Here is a 21,132-nt window from a genome sequence, read left to right on the forward strand (position 1 = left end):
AGCTTATAGCCCGTCGTAGCTGCGCAGCAGCTGAGCTATCCGCCGCATGGTGAGCAGCACCTGGTCAAAGGCGGGGAGTTGACTGTGCAGCAGCCTTGGTAAATCCCGCTCGTAAGGCTGTTGAAGCTGGCGTAGGTTCGCCGCCTGCTCGGTGTAGGCCCAGCAGGCCGTCAGGGGTCGGGTTTTCCATTCCCGGGTGGGGCCAATGACACCGGCTCGCGCATCGTCGCGCTGTACGGCCGCCAGCTGCTGGGCCAGGCCGGGGCCAGCTAGCAGGGCTACTATTTCGGGGTGACTGACCAGCTGCTGCAGGTCGTAGAGGTGGCGCACCTTGCGGCCGGCCGCCGCGACCGGGTCTGTTTCGTAGGAAACTCGCACCAGGGCCATTATTTTCTCGGCAAACGTGCGTGCGAGGCTCAGCACGTTGAAATCGAATGCTTCCAGGCCGTATTCCCGCACGGCTTCCGGTTGCCCCTGGTCGAGCAGGTATTGCCCCAGGTAAGATAGCAGCGGGCGCTTGCTATGCGGCTCGGGCTCGCCGAAGGCCGTTATTTCCAGCAAGATGTGCTCCGTAGTGGTCGGCACCGGGTCGGTGAACAGGTGCGGGTACTGGTGGTACACCAGCCGGTTGTGGCCGCGTTTGCTGGTCAAGCCGGCTAGTTCTACTTCCGGTAGGTCGCCGGCTGCGGTTTTATGAATTTCTCGGATGAGTTTCTTCAGCGCGCCGTCACTTTGCTGCTCCTGTAGGATAACCGCCAGGTCCACATCCTCTGAAAAGCGCTCGATGAGCCCGTAGCCTTTGGAAAGCGATGTGCCGCCCTTGAACACGACCTGCTCGGCAACGGCAGAATCGGCAAGGTTGCGCAACACCCACGTCACCCAGTAGTCTTTCTCAATAAAGCTTTGCCGCATGCCCCGCGCCGTCGCGGTAATGGTAATCAGGTTGCGAAAGTCCTGCTCTTGGGTATGCAGGGTCATTGGATTCGCCATGGCGCACGGTTAGGTAATACCTGCTCAGACAGGCCAAGCTTGTAGGAGGTTAGGGGATTTAAACCAGCTTTTAGCTTGGTGGCCAGCTTGTTTTCGCCCAGCCCTTCCAGCAGCGCGCCCAGTATGGCTCGAGTGGCGGGGTTATAGCCCTGCGCCAGGCGAACCACCTTGGTTTTGTCAGCTGGGGGCAGCTGGTTTACCTGCTCGCGCAGGCGTAGCAGGGCCGTCGCCGGCGAGGTGTCGGGTAGGCGTTTGAGCTGCCGCAGGGCGTCGAGCAGCTGGCGCAGCGTCACTTCCTCCAGCTTCACCTCGCCCCGACTCTGCACAAAGCGCACGCGCACGTTCCCGACTTTTTTGGGTCGGCCCGGCCGGGAAGTAGCGATTTCGATTTCCTGGGTCACCTGCGTAGTCAAGCCCAATCGATTAAAGGCGGCTACCCCGGTCGGGTAGCCCCGTAGTTTCTTGTTGGACGCTTGCAGGAGTACTTGCAGCACCTGCTGCTCGGAAACCGGCACCGGTCCGAACCGGCTTTGCAGGGGTAGGCGATAGGTACCCTTAGTAACCTGTTGCACCACCCCTTGCTGGCGCAGCCGGCTCAGATTCACGGCGACGGTGCCCGGCGCAATACCCAGGCCGGCAAAGTCACTATAGCGCACGAGCGAGCCCGGCGCAAGCTGTTGCAAGCGGTTGAGCATCTTCTGGCGGGCAGTTGTCGGTCTGGTTGGCTCTGGCATTGGTCGCGGCCGGTAAAGATAGCAAAGGTGTAAAGTTTTTTTACTGCAAAACATTACAAATCGCTCGCTCTACTTCTCGGCGACTCATCGTCTGTAATCAGTAGCTAGCCCCCTCAAACGGCGGGCTGGCGCTCGGTGATAGGCGGCGTGGCTACCTGGCAGCCCACCTCGTTTGGCAAAACCTACGCCGTGTACGGGGAGCTGTTCATCTCTTCTCCATGGCCTGGGCCTGGTAGCTCGACGGGTTCCGGCCCGACTGCTTCGATGTTATTGGGGGCTTACCTGCACGATGCTACTGCTTGTGCTTTAACCGGGCCAACATACGCTTCATTTGGCCAATTTCGCGTTGCTGGGCGCTGATGATGCTGTCGGCCAGCGTACGTACTTCGGGGTCTTGGATGGTAGCGCGCTTACTGACCAGGATGGCAATGGAATGGTGCGGAATCATGGATTCCATAAAGCGCGTGTCATTGACCAGCGCTTGACTGCGCAGCAGGGCCAGCGTACCCAGGAATACGGCCACGCAGCCAGCGGCAATGAGCCGATTTTTGCCCGGTTCCAGGTACATGTGCCGCATAAAGCCCAGCATTAGCAGCCCCATTGCCGACACCATGAGTGTGGTCATGTAGAAGCGGTTGATACTGGGGTAGATATGGTCCCACTCGTAGGTGTTCAGGTACGTGATGACGTGCATGACCACGAAGGAGGCGGCCAGCATCAGGAAAAAGGTGGTATAGCTGCTTTTCTTCATCGGTGCTGGAAATAAAAGCGCCCGGCAAAATGCTGCCGGGCGCGGTAATGAACTAGGTGCCAAGCTTACGCAGCTTGAATCCGGAAACCGGCCTGCTCGACGGCGTGCACTACTTCCTCTGGCGTGAGCGTAGCCGAGGTAATGGTTAGAATCTTACTGGGGTTAGCCGTATCGACCTGCCAGTTGCCGGTTCCGACCTGCTGGTTAAGAGCCGGCGTAACGGCCTTGAGGCAGCCGCCGCAATTGATATTGGTGGTGAAGCGCAGGGTTTTCATGACGAAGTGGGGTGAGGGTACCCGAACCGGGCCCATGGCAATACAACACGCAAAGCGGTGGCCAAAGTGGCCCTCAAAGGGTGTAGAATTGCGCTCCTGGCTTGCATGATTTCCGGCGGCCGTTCGCCACTATCACCAGCCTAGGCCGCTTGCAGCCCCTGGCGGCAGGCTTCTTCGCAGCGGCGGCAGGCTTCGGCGCACGCCTGGCAGTGCGGCATGTGGGTGTGCTGGGCGCACTCGTCGCCGCAGGCCTTGCACACTTCGGCGCACTCGCGCAGCAAATGAGCAGCGTGCTCCGAACCGCGGGCCACTAGCCGGGCCGTCAGGGCGCACACGTCGGCGCAGTCACGGTCGAGGCTGATACAGCGGGCCATCATCTTTACATCGTCTTCCTGCAGGCAAGCGGTAGCGCAGTGCTCGCAGGCGGCAATGCAAGCGTTGAGGGCGTCGAGGAGAGATTGGTTTTGAGCGTGCATGAGTAAAAACGTTAAAGTGGAGCAGGGTAAGCCGCAGCTATTCTTGCTTATACCCGCCGTGCTTGGCCTGGTTTTATATCAATTGCCTCAAGGCTTGCATCATTTAGCGCTGGGGCTTCGGTTTCGGGCTGGAGGCCGACTGCCACCTGCTGGCGGTAGGCTGACGGAGCACACTGCGCAAACCGCCGGAACTGCCCGGAAAAGTGCGCCAGGCTGCCGTAGCCCAGCTGCCGGGCTATGCGCCCGATGTCGAGCCGGGAAGTCGCCAGCAATTCCTGGGCATAGGCCAGCCGTTGGCAGGTGATGTAGCTGAGGAGGCTTTCGTGGCCGGGCAGCTGGGCAAAGGCCGTATGCAGGCGGCGGCGGCTGAGGCCTATTTCCAGGGCCAGGGCGGGAATGAACTCGCGGTGCCGCAGCGTGTTGCCGGATTGCCGCAGCAGCTGGGCCACGGCCAGCTTCACCCGGTCAACCAGCGCCTGCGTGGGGCTTTCCAGCAGGGCAAAGCCAGCCGTGGCCAGCGCCTGGCGAATGCGGGCCCAGTCGAGCTGCTCGGCTGGGCCCATAACCATTGCGGCGCCCAGCCGCACCTCCACTACCTGCAGCCCCAGGCTTTCCAGCTCCCGCCGTACTACCCGAATACCCCGCGCGCAGACCATGTGCTTGATGTAGAGCACACAGCCGGCATCTTCAGGAAGGGTGGATAAGGGAAGCCGCATAGTATCGGATGGGCTAAGCTGCCAGGCGCGATACAAGCCGCCGGAAGGAGCAGAAAAGGAAGTTTTGGGTCGTTTCAAAAGGCGTAACATGGTCCTCGGTCCGGCATCGGATTTTCGTAAATCCGCGTGCTAGCGTCGCTGCCAGCTCCTGCTCGTCGTATTGGTGCACCTCCAGGCCGCTGCACTTCGTGGGGCCCGCCGTCGAGAAAGTGCCAATGGTCAGGTAGCCATTCGGCCGGATAGCCGCCTGAGCCAGGGAGAGGTAACGGGCGATTTGGTCGGCCGTCGTCAGAAAATGGAACGTCGCCCGGTCGTGCCACACATCGAACGGCACGCTGGGGGTAAAGGCCAGCACATCCGATACCACCCACGTTACCTGCTGGGCGCGGGCCCCTAGGCGTCGGCGCGCTTTGGCCAGGGCCGTGGCTGAGATGTCCAGCACGGTAATATTCTGGTAGCCCTCCGCTACTAAAAAGTCCACCAAGCAACTGTCGCCACCGCCCACGTCAATAATCCGGGCCTGCTTGTCAAGTGGGAACGAGTGAATGAATTCCAACGAGGTAGCCGGCACGGGTTGGGTCCAGCTAACCTGGTCGGGCTGTTTAGTGGCATACACCGTTTCCCAGTGCTGCTGCGCATTCGACGTGGACATAGTAGTGAGCGTGAAGGGTTGGCTAATAGCTTAATAAGTCCGGCCTACTGGGCTCAGGTCGGCGGGCGGCGTCAGGGGCTGGGCATCCAGCTCCGGCGGGTGGGCCTCGAGGCTGACCTCGTGGTGGCCGCGCTGGTACTGGGCCAGGGCCCTAGCGCCGAAAAGCCAGAACACGACCGGCGTCACCACGATGTCGAGGAAAGTGGAGCTGAGCAGGCCGCCGAGGATGACGGTGGCCACCGGGTAGAGGATTTCCTTGCCCGGCGCGTCTTTGGCCAGCGTGAGCGGCACCAGGGCTAGGGCCGCCACCAGGGCCGTCATCAGCACCGGCACCAGCCGTTCGAGCGAGCCCCGGATAATCATCTCCTTGCTGAACTGCTCCCCTTCGTGCTCCACGAGGTGGATGTAGTGCGAAATCATCATGATGCCGTTGCGCGAGGCAATGCCGGTGAGCGTGATGAAGCCCACCAGCGAGGCAATGCTGAACGTGCCGCCCGTGAGCAGGACCGCCACCACCGAGCCGATGAGGGCCAGCGGAATGTTGAGCATAATCTGGCCCACCAGCAGCCCCGACTTGAAGTGCGCGTACAGCACCAGGAAGATGCCGGCCAGCGAGAATAGGCTCAGCCAAAGTATCTTCTGCGAGGCCGACTGCTGGCTTTCGAACTGCCCGCCGTAGGTCAAGTAGTAGCCCGCCGGCAGCTTCACCTGCTGGTTGATGCGGGCCTGTACTTCCTTCACCGTACTGCCCAGGTCGCGCCCGGCCACGTTCATCGAGATGGTAATGCGGCGCTGGGTGTTTTCGTGGTTGACGGTGTTTGGGCCGGGCTCGTAGCTCACGTCAGCGACCTGACTTACCGGAATCAGGGCCCCCGAGGGCGTTTCGATGCGGGTCTGGGCGATGGTGGCGATGTCGTTGCGCTGGGCTTCGGGCAGCTTTACGATGAGGTCGAAGCGCTTCTGGCCGTCGAGCATCTGCGACACCACGTCGCCCTGAAACAGCGTTTCCAGCGTGGCCACCACCTGGCCGCGCTCCAGACCGTAGGCCCGCAGGGCGGCGTCGCGGGGACGCACCAGCAGCTGCGGAATCTGGACCTGCTTTTCGACCTGCAGGTCTACTACACCAGGCACCGCGCCGGCGGCCGTGCGGATTTCGTTGGCGTAGCGGCGCAATTCCAGCAAATCGTTACCAAATACTTTAATCGCTACCTGCGCCCGCACGCCGCTCAGCAGGTGGTCGAGGCGGTGGCTGATGGGCTGGCCGATATTGACGTTAACGCCCGTAATCAGGGCCAGGCGCTGGCGCAGGTCGGAGAGGATTTCCTCCCGGCTGCGCATCTTTTTTCCCACTTGTTTCAACTCAGCCTCCGTTTTGAAGGCCACCTCGATTTCGGAGTTGTTCACCGACTCAGCGTGCTCGTCCAGCTCGGCGCGGCCGGTGCGGCGGGCCGTGTAGGCCACTTCCGGCAGCTGCAAAATCTGCTCCTCTCCCAGGGTGCTCAGCTTATTGGACTCGGTGAGCGAGGTGCCGGCCGGGGCTGAGAAATTGACCGTGAGCGAGCCCTCGTTGAAGGGCGGCAGAAACTCAGTGCCGAAGAAGGGCACCAGCGAGGCCGCCAGCGCAAACAGCAGCCCGGTGACCGTGAGCACTACTTTCGGGTGGGTCAGGCCCCAGTTGAGCAGGCCCGTGTCCTTGCGCTTGAGCCAGCGCACGAGGCCACCCTCCTGCTCGGCGGCCCGAATCTGCTTCATCTGGGGCAGCAGGTAGTAGCAGAGTACCGGCGTCACGGTCAGCGACACGAACAGCGAGGCCACGATGCTGGTGATGTAGGCGATGCCCAGCGGCGCGAAAATGCGCCCCTCCATGCCTTCGAGCGCGAACAGCGGTAGGAACACCAGCACCACGATGATGGTGGCGTACACGATAGAATTACGCACTTCCGAGGAGGCCGCGTAAATCACCTGTAAGGCTGGCCTAGGGTTGGGCAAATGCTGATTTTCACGCAGTCGCCGGAACACGTTTTCCACGTCCACAATGGCGTCATCGACCAGCTCGCCGATGGCGATGGCTAGCCCCCCTAGGGTCATAGTATTGATGGAAATGCCCGCGAAGCGGAACACCAGCGCCGTGACCAGTAGCGATAGTGGGATGGCCACCAGCGAAATAAAGGTGGTACGCACGTTCAGCAGAAAGGCAAACAGCACGATGACCACCAGGATGGCCCCGTCGCGCAGGGCCTCTTCGACGTTGGTAATCGACGACTCGATGAAGTCGGCCTGCTTGAACAGGCGGGTGTTCACCTGCACATCCTTGGGCAGCGAGGGCTTCAACTCGACCAGTGCTTTTTCCACGGCCTGGGTCAGGCCCACGGTGGCGGTGCCGGGCTGCTTTTCGATGCTCAGAATGACGGCGGGCTTGCCGTTTACGCTACCGTCGCCGCGCTTGAAGCGGGCCCCGAAGGCCACGTTGGCCACCTGCTTGACGCTGATGGGCGAGCCTTCGCGGTAGCCGACAATGATATTCTCGATGTCGGCCACCGAGCGCAGCCGCCCTAGGTTGCGAATGAGGACTTCCGAGCCGTTGCGGTCGAAGAAGTTGCCGGTGGTGTTGAGGTTGGAGCGGCGTAGGGCTTCCTCTACCTGCGTCACGGTCAGGCCCGTGGCGTTGAGACGGGGCATGTCCAGCAGCACCTGGTACTGGAGATTATCGCCGCCGATGGGGATGACCTGAGCCACGCCGGGGATGCTGAGCAGGCGCTGGCGCACGGTGTAGTTGGCCAGCGTGCGCAGGTCGGCCGCGTTGGTCTGGCTGCCCCCCGAGAGGCCCACCAGCATTATCTGGCCCATGACCGAGGAAATGGGCCCCAGCACCGGCGTGATACCAGTGGGCAGCTGCCCGCTCACGGTTTGCAGCTTCTCGGCCACAATCTGGCGGGCGGTGAAAATGTCGGTGCCGTAGTCGAACTCCACGAACACCATGCCCAGGCCGATGGCCGAGTTAGAGCGCACGGCCGCCACGCCGGTGGCCCCGTTCAGGGCCGTTTCCACGGGCAGCGTTACCAGAGCTTCCACTTCCTCGGGGGCCATGCCGGCAGCCTCCAGAAACACGGTCACGCGAGGGCGGTCCAGGTCGGGCAGCACGTCCACGGGCAACTGGCGCGCCGTGTAGGTGCCGGCGATGAGCAGGCCCACGGCAAAGGCCAGCATGAGCAGGCGGTTTTGCAGGGCAAAACGAATGATTTTATCGAGCATCCGCTATTGGTTGAGGTAGATGGATTTGAGCTGGTAGGTGCCCACGCTCACCACCCGGTCGTTCTCGTTCACGTCGCCACCCAGCAGCACCGTCTGCTCGCCGTTGGCGGAGCCGGGCTGCACGTAGTGGATTTTGAAGGTTTCGGGGTCGGTGTGCACGAAGACCACAGGCTTGCCGTTCAAATCGGTCAGCGCCGAAGTGGGCACCACCAGCTGCTTTTTGCCGCCGCCGCTGCGGCCCAGCACCTGCACGTTCACGGCCTGGCCAGCGCGGAACAGGTTGGTACCGGTGGGGTCGAGTTCCAGCACCAGCTGGCGGGCCTGGTTCACCGGGTTCACCACATTGCTGAACACCACCAGCCGGGCCGGGGCGCTTCCGGTTTGACCTTGCAGGCCTTCCACCTGAAACTGGGCTCCTTCTGGAATCTTGTCCAAGTCCTGGGCGAACACCTGGGCTTCTACCCGCAGCTTGCCGGGGTTGAGCACCCGAAACAGCTCGTCGCCCTGGGTCACCTGCTGGCCCACCGCGAGGGTGAACACGTCCACCGTGCCGCTGATGGGCGAGGTAATCGTGACGCGGCGGTTGCTGGCCTGCCCGTTGAGAATGCCCGCGTTCTGGCGGGCCTGGCGCAGGCGCAGCTCGGCGGCTATCACGTCCTTGCGGGCCGCGATGTCGGCGATGGTTTGCAGGCGGGCGTAGTCCTGCTGGGCGGCGCGCAGTTCGGCCTGGGCGTTGGCCCGCTCGGTGCTGAGGCCGATTTGCTGGGTGGCATCGAGCGTTTGGTCGATGACAGCCAGCACCTGCCCGGCGCGTACCGGCTGGCCCACCTTGGCCGAAAGGCTCACGATGCGCCCGGTCTGGGGCACCACTACCCGGCCTTCGCCCCCGGCGGCCGAGGCCACGGTGCCATAGAGTGTCAGCCGGTTATAGGTATCGGAGTAGCCGGCCAGGGCCGTGCGCACCCCGAACAGGAACTGGCTTTCCTTGGGCAGAGCTACGGCATCGGTCAGGGCCACACCGGTCGAAGCCGGTGCGGCTCCGCCGTGGTCTTCGCCGCCGTGGGCCCACAGCGCGGCGGGCGGGGGCAGCAGCACGGAAAAGGATAGGCTGAGGGCGGCCGTGGCGGCGAGAAACTTATGCGTGGTTTTCATAAACAGCGGGCGTTGAAGTGGGGACGGCCGCTACTGGGCGACGGCGGCGCATAACCAGGGCAGTGGCGGCAATGCCGAGCGCAAAGGCCCCAAAGAGGAGCAGCACGGTTTTCCAGGAGCCGATGAGGGCCGGAGCCGAGGCGGCCGGTGCCGCCGCTACGGGCAGCAGCTTGCCGACCTCGATGCCCGAGAGCAGCATCAAATCGGCCTTGTCGCCGGCCACGATGTTCACGGCCAGGCTATACTTCTTATTAGCCGGAAACACGCCCTCGACCAGATAGGCCCCCGGCGACTTTTCACTGACGGCAAACTTCAGGTCGGCCGCTTCCGGGCAGGTCACGGTCAGCTTAGCCCCCTTGATGGGCGCGTTGGTGGCGTAGTCCGAAATGAAAAGGCGCATGTCCGCGTCTTTGCCCTTGGTCAGGGGCTCGAAGCGCAGCAGCAGCTCGAAGCTTTCGGACAGCGCCGCCACCGAGAATGTGGTAGCCACCGGCCCGGCCGAGGGTTTGGCCGCGTCGCCGTGGTCTTCGCCGCCGTGGGCGCGGGCCCCGGTGGCCAGCAGCAGGGCCAGCAAAAGCAGGAGGAGATTCTTCATTATTGTCCCCGCAGGTAGTTAAGTGCAACGATGGCCTGACGGTAGTCACGGATGGTTGTCAGGTAGGTATTCTGAATGGTAAAGGCCTGGTTCAGGCTCTGAATCAGCACCAGGTAGCTGATTTCGCCGGCCTTAAACAGGCGCTGCGACTGGCTGATGATGGCCCGCGACTGGGGCAGGCCGGTCTGCTCGTAGTAAGTGAGCGAGGCGGCGAACTTGCGCGTGTCGGCCAGGGCCTGCTGGTACTGGGTGCCCAGGTCGAGGCGCTGCACCTGCAGCTGGGCCTGGGCGGCCTTGCTGCGCGCCGTGGCCGCCTGCAGCTGCGCGCGGTAGGTCCAGAACCAGATGGGCACCGACACGCCGAACTGAAAGCGGTACTTAACTACGGAGTTCTCATAGGCTTGATTCTGATAGCCCAGCGTCAGGGCCGGGGTACGCCGCGCCCGCACCAGGCTGATGCCCGACTGGCTCAGCGCCACGTTCTGGCCGTAGTAAGCCAGCGTGGGGCTCAGGGCCACGGCGGCGCTGTCCTGCTGGGGTAGAGTGCCCAGCAGCTCCGCGCCGGCGCGGGCCAGCTCGGGGCCGGTCTGGCGCAGGTCGGCATCGGCGGTGAGGTTGGCTTCCGGCTGCCCGAGCAGCAGGCCTAGGCGGCGCTGCGCCGAACGCTGGTCCACCACGGCCTGGTCGAGCTGGTTGCGCACCTGCCGGGCTTCGGCTTCGGTGCTCACCCGCTGCAAGGCCGTTACCTCGCCGGCCTTGAACAGGCGGTCGGTGGCCACTTGCAGCGTTTGAAACAAGCTGTCCTGGTAGGTGAGCTGGCGCACCTGTGCCTCGGCGAACTGCAGGCTCAGGTAGGCTTGGCGCACGTCGCGCCGCACGGTGGCGCGGTTCACGTCGAGGCCCCGCTCGGCCAGGGTGATGCCGGCCTGCGCGGCCTGGGCCTGCCGGCGGTACACCGTGGGGAAATCAATGGTTTGCACTACGCCCGGGGCCCACCGCTCGCCCGTGGGCGCGGAAAACAGAAAGTCCGGGTTGGTGGGCGAGAAGCTGCCGCGCTTCAGGGCGCGCTGCTCCGCGATTTCCTCAGCCGACTGGCGCAGGCGCGGGTGCCGGCGCAGGGCCTGCTGCTCGGCGCTGTCGAGGCGCACCACGACCTGCTGCGCCCCCGCCGGTCCGGCCAGCAGTACCAGCAGGAGCAGCAAGAGCCCGAACCGGCGCTGGCGAATGGGAAGATTGTTCATAAGCATGAGTTAGGCCGCTGGCCCCTCCGCCGGCAGCCGACGGAGGGGAGCGGGACACGAAGGGCGGCCCGGAGTCGGACCGCGCCGGTAGCTAGGATTTTTTGACCAGCGCCATGCCGCACTTCGGGCATTTGCCCGGCGCGGTGGCGGCTACTTCGGGGTGCATGGGGCAGGCAAAGGCCGCGCCCACGGCTTTGTGGGCGTGGGCCTCGTCCAGCTTGTCGAAGCGCACGGTCAGGGCTTTGCCGTCGGCCGTGTTCAGCGTCACGATGGCCGTGCGCACCTTGGCCCCGGCGGGCAGCTTGGCCGTGAGGTGGTCGTCGCCGGCCAGGGCCAGCGGCACGGTCACGGTGGCATTGGTGGTCAGCTGCACCAGCACCGAGCCGCTCATGCCCTTGTTGGGCACGGCGCTCATCTTGGCTCCCAGCAGGTAGAAGGCCAACTCGGTGGGCTGGGCCACCAGCTCCAGGTGGTAGGGGCTGGCCGAGCGCACCACGCCGCCGTGGGGGGCCACGTGAGCGTGGGTTTCGCCGGCCGCCATTTCGGCGTGCTGGGCGTGGGCGAGGGGCGCGGCGGCCAGCAAAGCCAGCGCGGCGAAGAGGGTGCGAAGCATTTTCATGGAGGACTGTAGCGGTGTATTTGGAGTGGGATTAGGCTTTTTTGACCAAATCCATCTCGCAGGTGGGACACTTGCCGGGCTTGTTGCTGCGGCTGCCTTCGCAGCCCATCGGGCACTCGTACACGGCGGCCGAGGTCTTCATCTTGCCCTCGTTCTTGGTGTGCCAGTCCTTGAACTGCTGGATTTCCTTCTGCTGGGCATCAATCATCATTTGCGCCATCTCCTTGAGCTTGCTGTCCTTGCCGTGGGCCAGCTCGGCTTTGGCCATGTCCACGGCGCTCTGGTGGTGCACCGTCATGAGCATGTTGAAGTTCATGTCCGGGTCCGCCACCATCTGGGGCATGTTTTTCATCATGCCAGCCATTGAGGCCTTCATCTGGGCGGTGAAGGGGTCGGCCGGGTCCTGGGTCTTGTAGTTGGTCGGGGCCGAGTCGAGGCGTTCAGCGATGGGCTCCATTTCGCCGATTTCCTTCTGCTGGTCGGCCTTGATTTTTTCGGCCATCTGGCGCATGGTGGCATCCTTGCCGTCGCGCAGCTCGATGTCGGCCATGGCCACCGCGCCCTTGTGGTGCTCCAGCATCATGTGGGCAAAGTCGTGGTCGGTGTTGCCCTTCATTTTCATGGCGTCCATCTTGGCCATCATGTCGTTCATGGAGGCCATCAGGGGCGAAGCGCCGGCGGCACCGTCCGCCATTTTCGAATGGTCCATGCCGGCCATGTCGCCGCCCGCAACGGTGGTGTCGGCCGTGGCCGAGGTCGTCTCAGTAGCCGTGGTGTCGGCCGATTTGTCGGCGTTGCAGCTGCCCAGCAGCAGGGTGCCCGAACAGAGGGCGGCGAGGATAAATGCGGACTTTTTCATGGGGTTTGGGTTGGGATTGAAGGTGAAAAAATGAGGTGTATGGGCGCGGGCTAGGCCTTCACGTTGATGGTGAAGTCGCCGGTGTGAATCTGCCCGCCGTGGTTGAATTGCAGGAAAACGCGGTACAGGCCGGGCTTTTCGAAGTTGGTGTTGAAGCCGATGACCGGGCCCTTGTCGGCCTGGTCGTTGGGGTGCACGTGCAGGTAGCGCTCGGTGTCTTCGCTGATGACCACCACGTGGCCCAGCGCCCCGAGGTACTTATCCAGGTCCGTCACCGGCTGCCCGTTCTTGCTCAGGCTGATTTTCATGCCCAGCAGCTGCCCTACTTTCAGTTCTTTGTCAAATGCGAGGGTGGCCTGGTAGCCATCCTGGCTCCACTGCAGCTGGTCTTTGCTGAACTTGACGGGCGTGTACTTGGGTCCCTGCACGCTCACCACCTGGCGGCCGAGCTGGTGGCCGCTGCCGTCAGGCGTGTAGTCCTGAAACAGCACGTACTCACCGCCCTTGGGGAAGGTGAACGGTACTTTGTAGTTGCCATCGGCCGTGAATTCGGGGTGCTCGTGGTCGAACACCGACAGGTCCTTGCGCACGATGATGAGGTGGATTTTCTTCTCGTGCACTAACGCCAGCGGCACCGGGGCTTTCTCGTTGCCGACTTCCTGCGGGGTATAGGTCAGCGTGGCGGGCTGGCCGGCCACCAGCTGCATGGGCTTCGGCTCGAACTGCATCTGGTAGCTTTTGCCGTTGCTCACCTGGTCGTTGTGGACCAGCTCCATGCCGCACTTGGGGCACTTCTCGCCGGGCTTGGTGCTGGTCACCTCCGGGTGCATGGGGCAGGCGTAGGTGTGACCCCCGGCGTGTTCGGCCGTGCTGTCGGGCGCGGTGCCGGTGGGCGTGGTAACGGTGTTGGTGGCGCTGCTGCTGGACGAATCCGAGGAGCAGCTGGCAACGGTGATAACGCTGGCAGCGGCCAGCAGCGGAACAAGAAAGCGGTTCATGAGAACGGGTATGGGATGGGAAATGCGGGGCCGAAAAGGCCGTTGGGGCCTACGCCTGCCACTGCTGCCAGAGCACGAAGCCCAGCGCGGCAGCCAGCCCGGCGTAGAGCAGGTAGGACAGCCAGCGACGGCCCGGCCCACGGGAGGGCGGCGCACCGGCCTCCTGACAGCAACTCTTCATTGCGGGGGAGGGAAAACTAGGAAAATGGGGGAAGGGGGCGCAGCTTAGCCACGCGAGCGAGCAAACGAAAAGGCCCGCCCCGGACATAGCATAGCTATGCCGGCGCGAGCCTTAGCGCGTCGGAAGAATCAGACAGTCAGCGACTGGATGAAAATGCGGATGTCGGGTATTTTGGGCTTGAGGTGCCGGGGCGGAACCAGGGCCACCGTAGCCGTGCGGTCCCACTTGCCAGCCAGGGGCCGGAAATGAAACTCGATAGCCGCCGGCAGTACAGCCGGGGCGGGCATGAATAAGTGCTTCTGGGCGGGCGTCGTCAGCGAGGACAGCAGCGACGCCGATTTGTCCTTGCAGCAGTCGTGGCTGGTGCCCGGCTTGGTCGGGTGGCCGTGGCCGTGCTGCTTGGTCGAATGCTTCGCCACCGCGCCGTGGCCATGGCAGCCGGGGTGCGCCGGCTTCTCGGCCTGGTGGTGGTCCGTGGCCGCCATCAGCGGAGCCGGCGGCAGCGGATTAACCGTTGCGCACCAGCACTGCCCCACGAACACGTTGACGAAGACGAGCAGGAAGCTCGTCGCCAGCAAACGGCGGAAGGGGAACAGGCTACGGAACATAACGGGCATGAAGCAACCGCAAAATTAGACTCTTCTCCTCAGAAGAGTAGAGCTGCTTCTTTACCCGCAATGCCGCGAAAGGGTTCCGGTGGTGGTTTGCGCGAGGTGGGCGCAGGTTGATAAAATGGCGTTACTGAGCAACTCAGGGCCATCAGCTTCCATTTTGGATATATCCTAGTCCGAGCGGAAAAGCAAAATTATGCAAGTTGCTGGCGTGATTTTATAAGCTGTTTGCTGGTAACTGCCTGATAAAGCCAAGGGGCATCAAAAATAATTCAGGGCCATTTTCCAAGTGGCAGGGTGGATTTCGTATTTATCTGTGAGAGGGGTTGTTAAGAGTGAATTCTAGCCGTCCCAATCAATAACTTAATTTTTTACCCTTTTTACGTATGGCTACTACGCCGGAAATCCAAGCGCTTTCGCAGTTGAAAGCCCAACAACTAGGTATCGCCACCGAGGCGATACTGCAATCAACCATCCAGTTCTACTGGTACAACGGCGACGACCGATTCGAAGCCCTCGGCAGCGGCGTGCTGCTGACCATTGACAACCGCTACTTCGTGGCAACGGCCGCCCATGTTATGAAGGGTGCCACCAGCAACACCTACGTGGTGCTGGGCGATTACGAAGTGAAGCTGGCCGGCAAGTGGTGTTCCACGAAACCGACCGTCATTGACCTGGCCGTACTTGAGCTGAGCGACGCACCGCAGATAGCGGAGTTGCAGCAGGCCCACCAGTTCTTAGTGCTGGGTGACTTGTCCCTGCGGCAGAAGACCCTCACCGGCAACTACCTGCTGGTTGGCTATCCGGCCACTAAGACCAAAGTCTACGGCGGTGCGGTTCATCCGAAGCCATACTTCCTGCAAGCGCCGGAGGCAACGGACTTCAACCTGGCAAGCAAGGGACTGCAACGCGCTGCCCATCTGGTGCTCAACGCCACGGGGCTAGTGGTTTCCGCTACCAATCCTGACCCACACCTAACCCCGGACCTAGAAGGCATCAGTGGTGGCGGCGTGTGGGACACCGGCAACTACCTGCGGCACGACCCGGCCCAGGAGAAAAAGCTGGCGGGCATCATCACCGAGGAAGTGAACAGCGGCCGTGGCCGGCAACGCCATCTGCTGGTGACGCGCACGGCAGTGCTGCTGGAGTTCATGCGACAAGCCTTTGGCCTGAGCGTTTCGGCGTCCACAACGATTAAAACCCGGCAAAGTCGAGTAGTGGCTCTATAAGTCGGCGTGCTCGAAGCAATTGCAGGCCGGGGTTCGGCAGCGAGGTATTTGCCCCGCTGCTGAACCCCGGCCGCTTTGTGAATAGTGGTAATTGACTAGTTGGCCGGCACCGCCCAATAGGATTTGGCGAAGTCGACGATACGCTGCTTGCGGGCAAGAATCTGTGGCTCCTCCCATTTGCCTTCCGCTTGGAGGATACCCGCGATTTCCCGGTCGGCCAGGTAGGTCGAGTTGGCAAAAATGGGAATGCAGTGTTGTGGCAGCTTATTCTGCTTGCTGGCATTGGGGCCGAGCATCAGCAGCGCCAGATTACCCAGGTTGTGCAAGCGCGTTTTACTGAATTCCTCCTCGTATGAAGTGTCGTGAGGGTGCTGCGGTGTGATGTGGTCGAGCGTGCCTTCCCAACGTGCCACCTGCCATACGTTGAGAAAGTCGGCTCCTGAAACCGGCATGCTATTGGGCGAAGCGCGGCGCAGCCAGTTTTCGTACTGCCAGAGCAGGTAGCGGGTCACTCGGTCGTAGTGTTGGTCCCCGTCGAGCCGGTCGTGAAAGTTCTGGGTAAAGGTCCACCACCACCGGAAACCATTCTGTGCCTGCTCGCGCAACGTCTGGCTCAATGCCTCGGGTTTGCCATGATAATTCTTAGCTAGCCCGTGAAATTCATGCGTGCGGTAGTCGCCGGTCGAAAATTCCAGCTTGAAGCTCACGATTTCCATGAGCCGGTACAGGCGCTCACACAGTGCCTGGTCGCGGCCGTGATGCCGTTGGATTTTCAGGATGAGGGGCCAGTTGTCTTCGCTGCGTAGAAAAAGCAGCCCGGTGACATGGCTATGCCCGGCTGCCTGCCGGGTTACTTCCCGAACCGTCAGGAATGATTGCCGCAGGCTGTCGCAGTACTCGGTAATCCAGGAGGATTTGGCGGCGGGCGCGGCAGCGCGGAGCCCTACCTTGAAGTTCTCAAAAGCATCCTCCCAACTCGCCCCGAAGGCGATGTTATGGTAGCGCAGGACGGTGTCTTCGCCCAGGTCAATTTCTTCGGTGAGGGTGTAGATATCCGCAAAAATGCGCTCAACGTGGTCAATCGTGTGAGAAGCTTGCGCCGTCTCATCATCCAGGTACGCGCGGTGCATCACGTAGGCCTTTAGCTTTTCAAGCGTAGTGAGCTTGGCCCCCCGGTCGTTCTGAAAAGCAAAAATCTGCGTCGCCCGCACTTTGTCGGATTCCTCAAACGCCGAAACGCTGGCCGTCGCCAGCAAATGCGCCCAGCGTAGTAAGGTGGCTGTTTCGGCCTCTGCGGCCAATGCTTTCTGCAATACCTGCCGGGCGTTGAGGAGCCGCTTCTGCGACTGGCGGCCTGGGTCGGGCTCGGCATTGGGCTGCCGGTCAATGAAGGCGCGCCGGAAAAACTCATCGTCCACGGCCACCGTTCGGAACCGGCGCAGTCCTCGCCGTATCAGGTACCGTTCTTCCCAGCGCCACGTATCCACCGGGCCCCCATCCAGGTCGACCAGCGTTTCCCCGTTGGCTTTTCGCTTTTCCAGCTCCGCAATCAGGCAACTGAAAAATACGGCCACCGTAGTCAGCCGCTGCTGCCCATCAATGACGTAGTAGTGTCGTTTCGAAATGTCCGGCCGTTCCAGTAGAAAGTGCCCCAAGTAGTAATCCTTGCCCACGGGCTGCTCGCGTAGGTCAGTCAGTAGCTGGTCCAACTGTTTGTCAATCCAGGCGTAGGCTCGCTGGTATTTGGGGATTTCGTAGGTGGCATCGTCGCTGGCGAAAAGGTCTTCAAATTTGCTAGGATTCAACATAGGCTAAGCGAGGTGGGGGATAATGGATAATGCAGGATAAGGAGCGAAAGTAGGTAGTTTGGTGTTCTTTCTTCCGGGCTGCCTGAAAACAGGCTGGCCAGACTTTCCTACCCCAGACAGCTTATGCCCTCTTTACCCAAAAACCCCGGTGGGACGCCCGCTGAGCAATACCTCACCCAGCTTGGCGAACGGTCTTTTCTAACCCTGTGGAGCTACGCCAGTCCGTTTCGCGACCAGAGTGCCAGTGCCAAAGGCAGTGAAGGCAAAGAGCTGTGCGACATGCTGGTGGTGTTTGACGAGCACGTCATTATCTTTTCCAGCAAACATTGCGAGTACCCCACCACCGACGACCCGGTGCTCAACTGGACTCGGTGGTATAAGCGGGCCGTCGCCGCCGGGGCCGACCAGCTTTACGGGGCCGAGCGGTGGCTGAAGCAGTACCCTGACCGTGTGTTTCTGGATAAAGAATGCCAACATCCATTTCCGGTACCGTTGCCGGCGGCTGCGGTCATGAAGGTCCACCGAATCGTGGTCGCGCACGGCGCTTCAGAACCCTGTCAGGCAGAATATGGCGGTACCGGCAGCCTGATGCTCGACAATCAAATTACGGGCGCGGCTCACTACGACACCCGGCGCTTTAAGCCCAAACCTTTCACCTTGGGTTTGGTAGACCCTGCCAAAGAGTACGTACACGTTTTTGATGATGCGTCGCTGGCAGCTGTGATGCGCATGCTGGATACCGTTTCTGATTTTGTGGCTTACCTGGAGAAAAAGGAAGCCTTATTATCGAAGCGAGGCCTGAAAGTGTGGGCCGCTGGCGAAGATGATTTGCTGGCCTACTACCTGCGCAATACCGACCACGACGAGAACAGCCCCACCTTCGGGCGGCATATTTTCCCGATTTCCCCGGGGTACGAGGGGCTGCACATCGAAGAAGGCTTTTGGGATGGCTTCGTTCACAGCGACCAGTTCCGGGCCCGACTTGCGGCCGACCAGGTCAGCTATGGCTGGGATGGCCTGATTAAGTACATCTACGAAAACACCGCCGAGGACAAAGCATACCCGCTGAGTGCCACCTCAACATTTGCTGACCGGGAGGCCGGCCTGCGCATCATGGCGCGGGAACCCCGACTGAGCCGCCGGATGTTGGCCCGGGCTTTTCGGGATATGATTGTGCAATCAGAGCCTGACCAGTACCGGGTGCGGCATACCGGTGCACTTGAGGACAGTGGGGTGCAGTACATTTTCCTGTTGCTTCCACGGCGAGCAGAGCAGACCAAGCTGGAGTACCGAGCCGAGCGATTTGAGATGCTGCAAGCCTACGGGTTGGCGGTGAAGTTTCGTAATTTTGGTAAGACGAAGAAGTTTGTAGGCATTGCCACGGAGGCCGGCGGATTTGATTCGTTGGAAAGCTACGACCTTATGTATCTGGAGGGCGAAGAGTGGGGGGAGCAGGAGGAAGCGCTGGCTGAGCAGGCCAATCTGCTGTTCTTTCGCAACGCGGTAGCCTCTACTGCGCACGAGGACGAATATCCGGATACCGACGATAAATAATAGTCAAACACGGTGCCGGCTGACCTTGCCCGCCCGTCAAATTATGCAATTCTGCGGCGGTATTTAGTACCAACTTCGCCATGGGGTAGCCGTTCCTTTGTAGCGTGATTATGGGCTTTCGCCAACCGATTGAACTGCCCAAAAACCACTCCCTACGCTACTTTTTATGGAACCTGCCACTAAAACCGAAACCCTCGACATCGAAGGCATGACCTGTGCCTCGTGCGCGTCCTTCGTCGAGAAGTCGCTCAGCCGCACGCCCGGCGTGCAGCGGGCGATGGTCAACTTTGCCACCGAGAAGGCCACCGTGGACTACGTGCCCACCCAGGCCTCTCCGGCTACGCTGAAGGAAGCCGTTATCAACGCCGGCTACGGCGTGGTGGAGCGCGCCCCCGATACCAGCGCCGCCGAGCGCAGCGCCGAAATCGACCGCCAGAAAGCCTTGGCTTACCAGAAGCTCAAGCGCCGCTTCTGGGTGGCCGTGGGGCTGGCGCTCATCATCATGCCGCTGAGCATGCTCATGCTCTGGCCGGCCATGATGGCGCGCGTCAACATGCAGTGGCTCAACTACGCCCTGCTGCTGCTCACGCTGCCCGTGCTGCTCTACAGCGGCCGCGAGTTCTACGTGTCGGCCTGGAACGGCTTTAAGCACCGGGCCGCCAACATGGATACGCTGATTGCCGTGGGCACCGGCGCGGCGTTTCTGTATAGCCTGGCGGCGACGGTGGTGCCCGGCTTCTTCACCAGCCGGGGCCTGATGCCCGAGGTGTACTACGACACGACGGCCACCATCATTGCCCTGATTCTGCTGGGCAAGGTGCTGGAGCTGCGGGCCAAGACCCAGACCTCGGCCGCCATGCGCAGCCTCATCGGTTTGCAGGCCAAAACCGCCCGCGTGGTGCGCCCCGATGGCGCGGAAGTCGATGTGCCCATCGAGCAGGTACAGCTGGGCGACCTGGTGGTGGTGCGCCCCGGCGAGAAGGTGGCCACCGATGGCCTCATCACCGAAGGCAGCTCGGCGCTGGACGAGGCCATGCTCACGGGCGAGAGCCTGCCGGTGCAGAAGCAGGTGGGTGACCCCGTGTTCGGGGCCACACTCAACAAAACCGGCTCCTTCCGCTTTCGGGTAACCAAAGTGGGGTCCGATACCATGCTCTCGCAGATTGTGAAGCTGGTGGAAGACGCCCAGGGCAGCCGCGCCCCCATTCAGCGACTGGCCGACAAGGTCAGCGCCATCTTCGTGCCCACGGTGGTAGTCATTGCCATTCTCACGTTCGTTATCTGGTTTGACCTGGCCCCGGCCGGCACCCGCCTGCCGCTGGCGCTGGTCAACTTCGTGGCCGTGCTCATTATTGCCTGCCCCTGCGCGTTGGGGCTGGCCACGCCCACGGCCATCATGGTGAGCACCGGCAAGGGCGCGGAGCACGGCGTACTGGTGCGTAACGCCGAGGCGCTGGAAAAAGCCTACCAGGTAAACACCGTGCTGCTCGACAAAACCGGCACCATTACCAAGGGCGAGCCCGCCGTGACGGACTTCTGGACGCTGCCCGGCCAGGAGGCCGCCCAGCTGCTGCCGGTAGTGGCCGCCGTGGAGCGCCAGAGCGAGCACCCACTGGCCGAGGCCGTGGTGCGCCACGCCGACGCGCAGGGTGCCGCCAGCCTGACCGCCACCGGCTTCCGGGCCGTGGAGGGCAAAGGGGCCGCCGCCACCGTAAACGGCCAGGCCGTGCTGATTGGCAACCGCCGCCTGCTGGCCGACGAAAGCGTAAGCCTCGCCCCGAGTCTGATAACCCAGGCCGAGCAACTGCTGAGCCAGGCCAAAACCGTGCTCTACATTGCCGTGGCGGGCCAGGCCGTGGGCCTGGTGGGCGTGGCCGATACCGTGCGCGACACGTCGGCTGCCGCCATCAAAAAGCTCCAGGCGCTGGGCATCGAGGTGGTGATGATGACCGGCGACAACACTGAAACGGCGGCCCAGGTGGCCGGCCAGGTCGGCATCACGCGCTTCTTCGCCGAGGTGCTGCCCCAGGACAAGGCCGGCAAGGTGAAGGAGCTGCAGGGCGAGGGCCGTACCGTGGCCATGGTCGGCGACGGCATCAACGACGCGCCGGCGCTGGCCCAGGCCGACATCGGGCTGGCCATCGGCTCGGGTACCGACGTGGCGATGGAAGCGGCCGGCATTACGCTCATGCGCTCCGACCTGAACGGCGTGGTGACGGCCATCGAGCTGAGCCGCCAAACCATCCGCACCATCAAGCAGAACCTGTTTTTCGCCTTCATCTATAACACGCTCGGCATTCCCGTGGCGGCCGGGCTGCTCTACCCCTTCTTCGGCATCCTGCTCTCGCCCATGCTCGCGGCCGGGGCCATGGCCCTCAGCTCGGTATCGGTGCTGACCAACTCGCTGCGCCTGCGCAGCTTCGACAATCATTAATTTCG

The 21,132-nt window shown here is 62.3% G+C and carries 20 protein-coding genes; 3 read left to right on the forward strand and 17 right to left on the reverse strand.

The features are described from left to right. Nucleotides 1-3: 3 nt before the first annotated feature. From Q5H89_RS20475 to Q5H89_RS20550, 16 genes are all read right to left on the reverse strand, one after another. Nucleotides 4-990, reverse strand: a complete 987-nt coding sequence (locus Q5H89_RS20475; protein ID WP_305021211.1) for a nucleotidyl transferase AbiEii/AbiGii toxin family protein — start codon at nucleotides 988-990, stop codon at nucleotides 4-6. Further along, nucleotides 975-1,685, reverse strand: a complete 711-nt coding sequence (locus Q5H89_RS20480; RefSeq protein ID WP_305021212.1) for a type IV toxin-antitoxin system AbiEi family antitoxin domain-containing protein — start codon at nucleotides 1,683-1,685, stop codon at nucleotides 975-977. Before Q5H89_RS20480 ends, Q5H89_RS20475 begins: the two co-directional genes overlap by 16 nt. A gap of 331 nt (nucleotides 1,686-2,016) precedes the next feature. After that, nucleotides 2,017-2,475: a DUF305 domain-containing protein gene (locus tag Q5H89_RS20485; RefSeq protein ID WP_144853241.1), complete on the reverse strand. Its 459-nt coding sequence runs from the start codon at nucleotides 2,473-2,475 to the stop codon at nucleotides 2,017-2,019. Between the two features lie 65 nt (nucleotides 2,476-2,540). Then, entirely contained in the window at nucleotides 2,541-2,750 is a 210-nt protein-coding gene (locus Q5H89_RS20490) for a heavy-metal-associated domain-containing protein (protein WP_144853242.1), read from the reverse strand. Nucleotides 2,751-2,890: 140 nt separating this feature from the next. Further along, a complete protein-coding gene (locus Q5H89_RS20495; protein ID WP_144853244.1) occupies nucleotides 2,891-3,226 on the reverse strand; it encodes a four-helix bundle copper-binding protein in 336 nt (111 codons plus the stop codon). A gap of 47 nt (nucleotides 3,227-3,273) precedes the next feature. Further along, nucleotides 3,274-3,942: a helix-turn-helix transcriptional regulator gene (locus Q5H89_RS20500; RefSeq protein ID WP_198172997.1), complete on the reverse strand. Its 669-nt coding sequence runs from the start codon at nucleotides 3,940-3,942 to the stop codon at nucleotides 3,274-3,276. 13 nt (nucleotides 3,943-3,955) lie between these two features. Next, nucleotides 3,956-4,594, reverse strand: a complete 639-nt coding sequence (locus Q5H89_RS20505) for a class I SAM-dependent methyltransferase (protein WP_157569745.1) — start codon at nucleotides 4,592-4,594, stop codon at nucleotides 3,956-3,958. A gap of 30 nt (nucleotides 4,595-4,624) precedes the next feature. Then, the gene (locus tag Q5H89_RS20510; RefSeq protein WP_144853251.1) at nucleotides 4,625-7,846 is read right to left on the reverse strand and encodes an efflux RND transporter permease subunit; all 3,222 of its coding nucleotides are present in this window, start codon (nucleotides 7,844-7,846) and stop codon (nucleotides 4,625-4,627) included. A 3-nt stretch (nucleotides 7,847-7,849) separates the two neighbouring features. Next, nucleotides 7,850-8,998, reverse strand: coding sequence for an efflux RND transporter periplasmic adaptor subunit (locus Q5H89_RS20515; protein ID WP_305021213.1), 1,149 nt, complete (start codon nucleotides 8,996-8,998; stop codon nucleotides 7,850-7,852). After that, a complete protein-coding gene (locus tag Q5H89_RS20520) occupies nucleotides 8,982-9,593 on the reverse strand; it encodes a hypothetical protein (protein ID WP_305021214.1) in 612 nt (203 codons plus the stop codon). Before Q5H89_RS20520 ends, Q5H89_RS20515 begins: the two co-directional genes overlap by 17 nt. Continuing rightward, on the reverse strand, nucleotides 9,593-10,834 hold the full coding sequence (locus Q5H89_RS20525) for a TolC family protein (protein ID WP_305021215.1): 1,242 nt from the start codon (nucleotides 10,832-10,834) through the stop codon (nucleotides 9,593-9,595). Before Q5H89_RS20525 ends, Q5H89_RS20520 begins: the two co-directional genes overlap by 1 nt. 91 nt (nucleotides 10,835-10,925) lie before the next feature. After that, nucleotides 10,926-11,453, reverse strand: a complete 528-nt coding sequence (locus Q5H89_RS20530) for a heavy metal-binding domain-containing protein (protein WP_305021216.1) — start codon at nucleotides 11,451-11,453, stop codon at nucleotides 10,926-10,928. A 31-nt stretch (nucleotides 11,454-11,484) separates the two neighbouring features. Beyond that, on the reverse strand, nucleotides 11,485-12,312 hold the full coding sequence (locus Q5H89_RS20535; RefSeq protein WP_305021217.1) for a DUF305 domain-containing protein: 828 nt from the start codon (nucleotides 12,310-12,312) through the stop codon (nucleotides 11,485-11,487). Between the two features lie 50 nt (nucleotides 12,313-12,362). After that, nucleotides 12,363-13,310, reverse strand: a complete 948-nt coding sequence (locus tag Q5H89_RS20540) for a heavy metal-binding domain-containing protein (protein WP_305021218.1) — start codon at nucleotides 13,308-13,310, stop codon at nucleotides 12,363-12,365. A 49-nt stretch (nucleotides 13,311-13,359) separates the two neighbouring features. After that, nucleotides 13,360-13,491, reverse strand: a complete 132-nt coding sequence (locus Q5H89_RS20545; RefSeq protein ID WP_305021219.1) for a hypothetical protein — start codon at nucleotides 13,489-13,491, stop codon at nucleotides 13,360-13,362. A gap of 128 nt (nucleotides 13,492-13,619) precedes the next feature. Further along, on the reverse strand, nucleotides 13,620-14,099 hold the full coding sequence (locus Q5H89_RS20550) for a hypothetical protein (protein WP_305021220.1): 480 nt from the start codon (nucleotides 14,097-14,099) through the stop codon (nucleotides 13,620-13,622). Nucleotides 14,100-14,488: 389 nt separating this feature from the next. Between Q5H89_RS20550 and Q5H89_RS20555 the strand changes: the two genes are divergently transcribed. Further along, nucleotides 14,489-15,331: a hypothetical protein gene (locus Q5H89_RS20555; RefSeq protein WP_305021221.1), complete on the forward strand. Its 843-nt coding sequence runs from the start codon at nucleotides 14,489-14,491 to the stop codon at nucleotides 15,329-15,331. Nucleotides 15,332-15,426: 95 nt separating this feature from the next. Here Q5H89_RS20555 and Q5H89_RS20560 read toward each other — a convergent pair whose 3' ends face one another. Further along, nucleotides 15,427-17,139 carry a DUF262 domain-containing protein gene (locus Q5H89_RS20560; RefSeq protein ID WP_305021222.1) on the reverse strand — a complete coding sequence of 571 codons (1,713 nt, stop codon included), beginning with the start codon at nucleotides 17,137-17,139 and terminating at the stop codon, nucleotides 15,427-15,429. Between the two features lie 123 nt (nucleotides 17,140-17,262). On the opposite strand from Q5H89_RS20560, the gene Q5H89_RS20565 reads away from it, so the two are divergent. Both Q5H89_RS20565 and Q5H89_RS20570 read left to right on the forward strand, forming a co-directional pair. After that, nucleotides 17,263-18,693 carry a hypothetical protein gene (locus Q5H89_RS20565; protein WP_305021223.1) on the forward strand — a complete coding sequence of 477 codons (1,431 nt, stop codon included), beginning with the start codon at nucleotides 17,263-17,265 and terminating at the stop codon, nucleotides 18,691-18,693. A 166-nt stretch (nucleotides 18,694-18,859) separates the two neighbouring features. Then, complete coding sequence (locus tag Q5H89_RS20570; protein ID WP_305021224.1) at nucleotides 18,860-21,127, forward strand: heavy metal translocating P-type ATPase; 2,268 nt, start codon at nucleotides 18,860-18,862, stop codon at nucleotides 21,125-21,127. Nucleotides 21,128-21,132: the final 5 nt, after the last annotated feature.

Source organism: Hymenobacter cheonanensis (assembly GCF_030581075.1).
In the GTDB taxonomy this organism is placed as follows: Bacteria; Bacteroidota; Bacteroidia; order Cytophagales; family Hymenobacteraceae; genus Hymenobacter.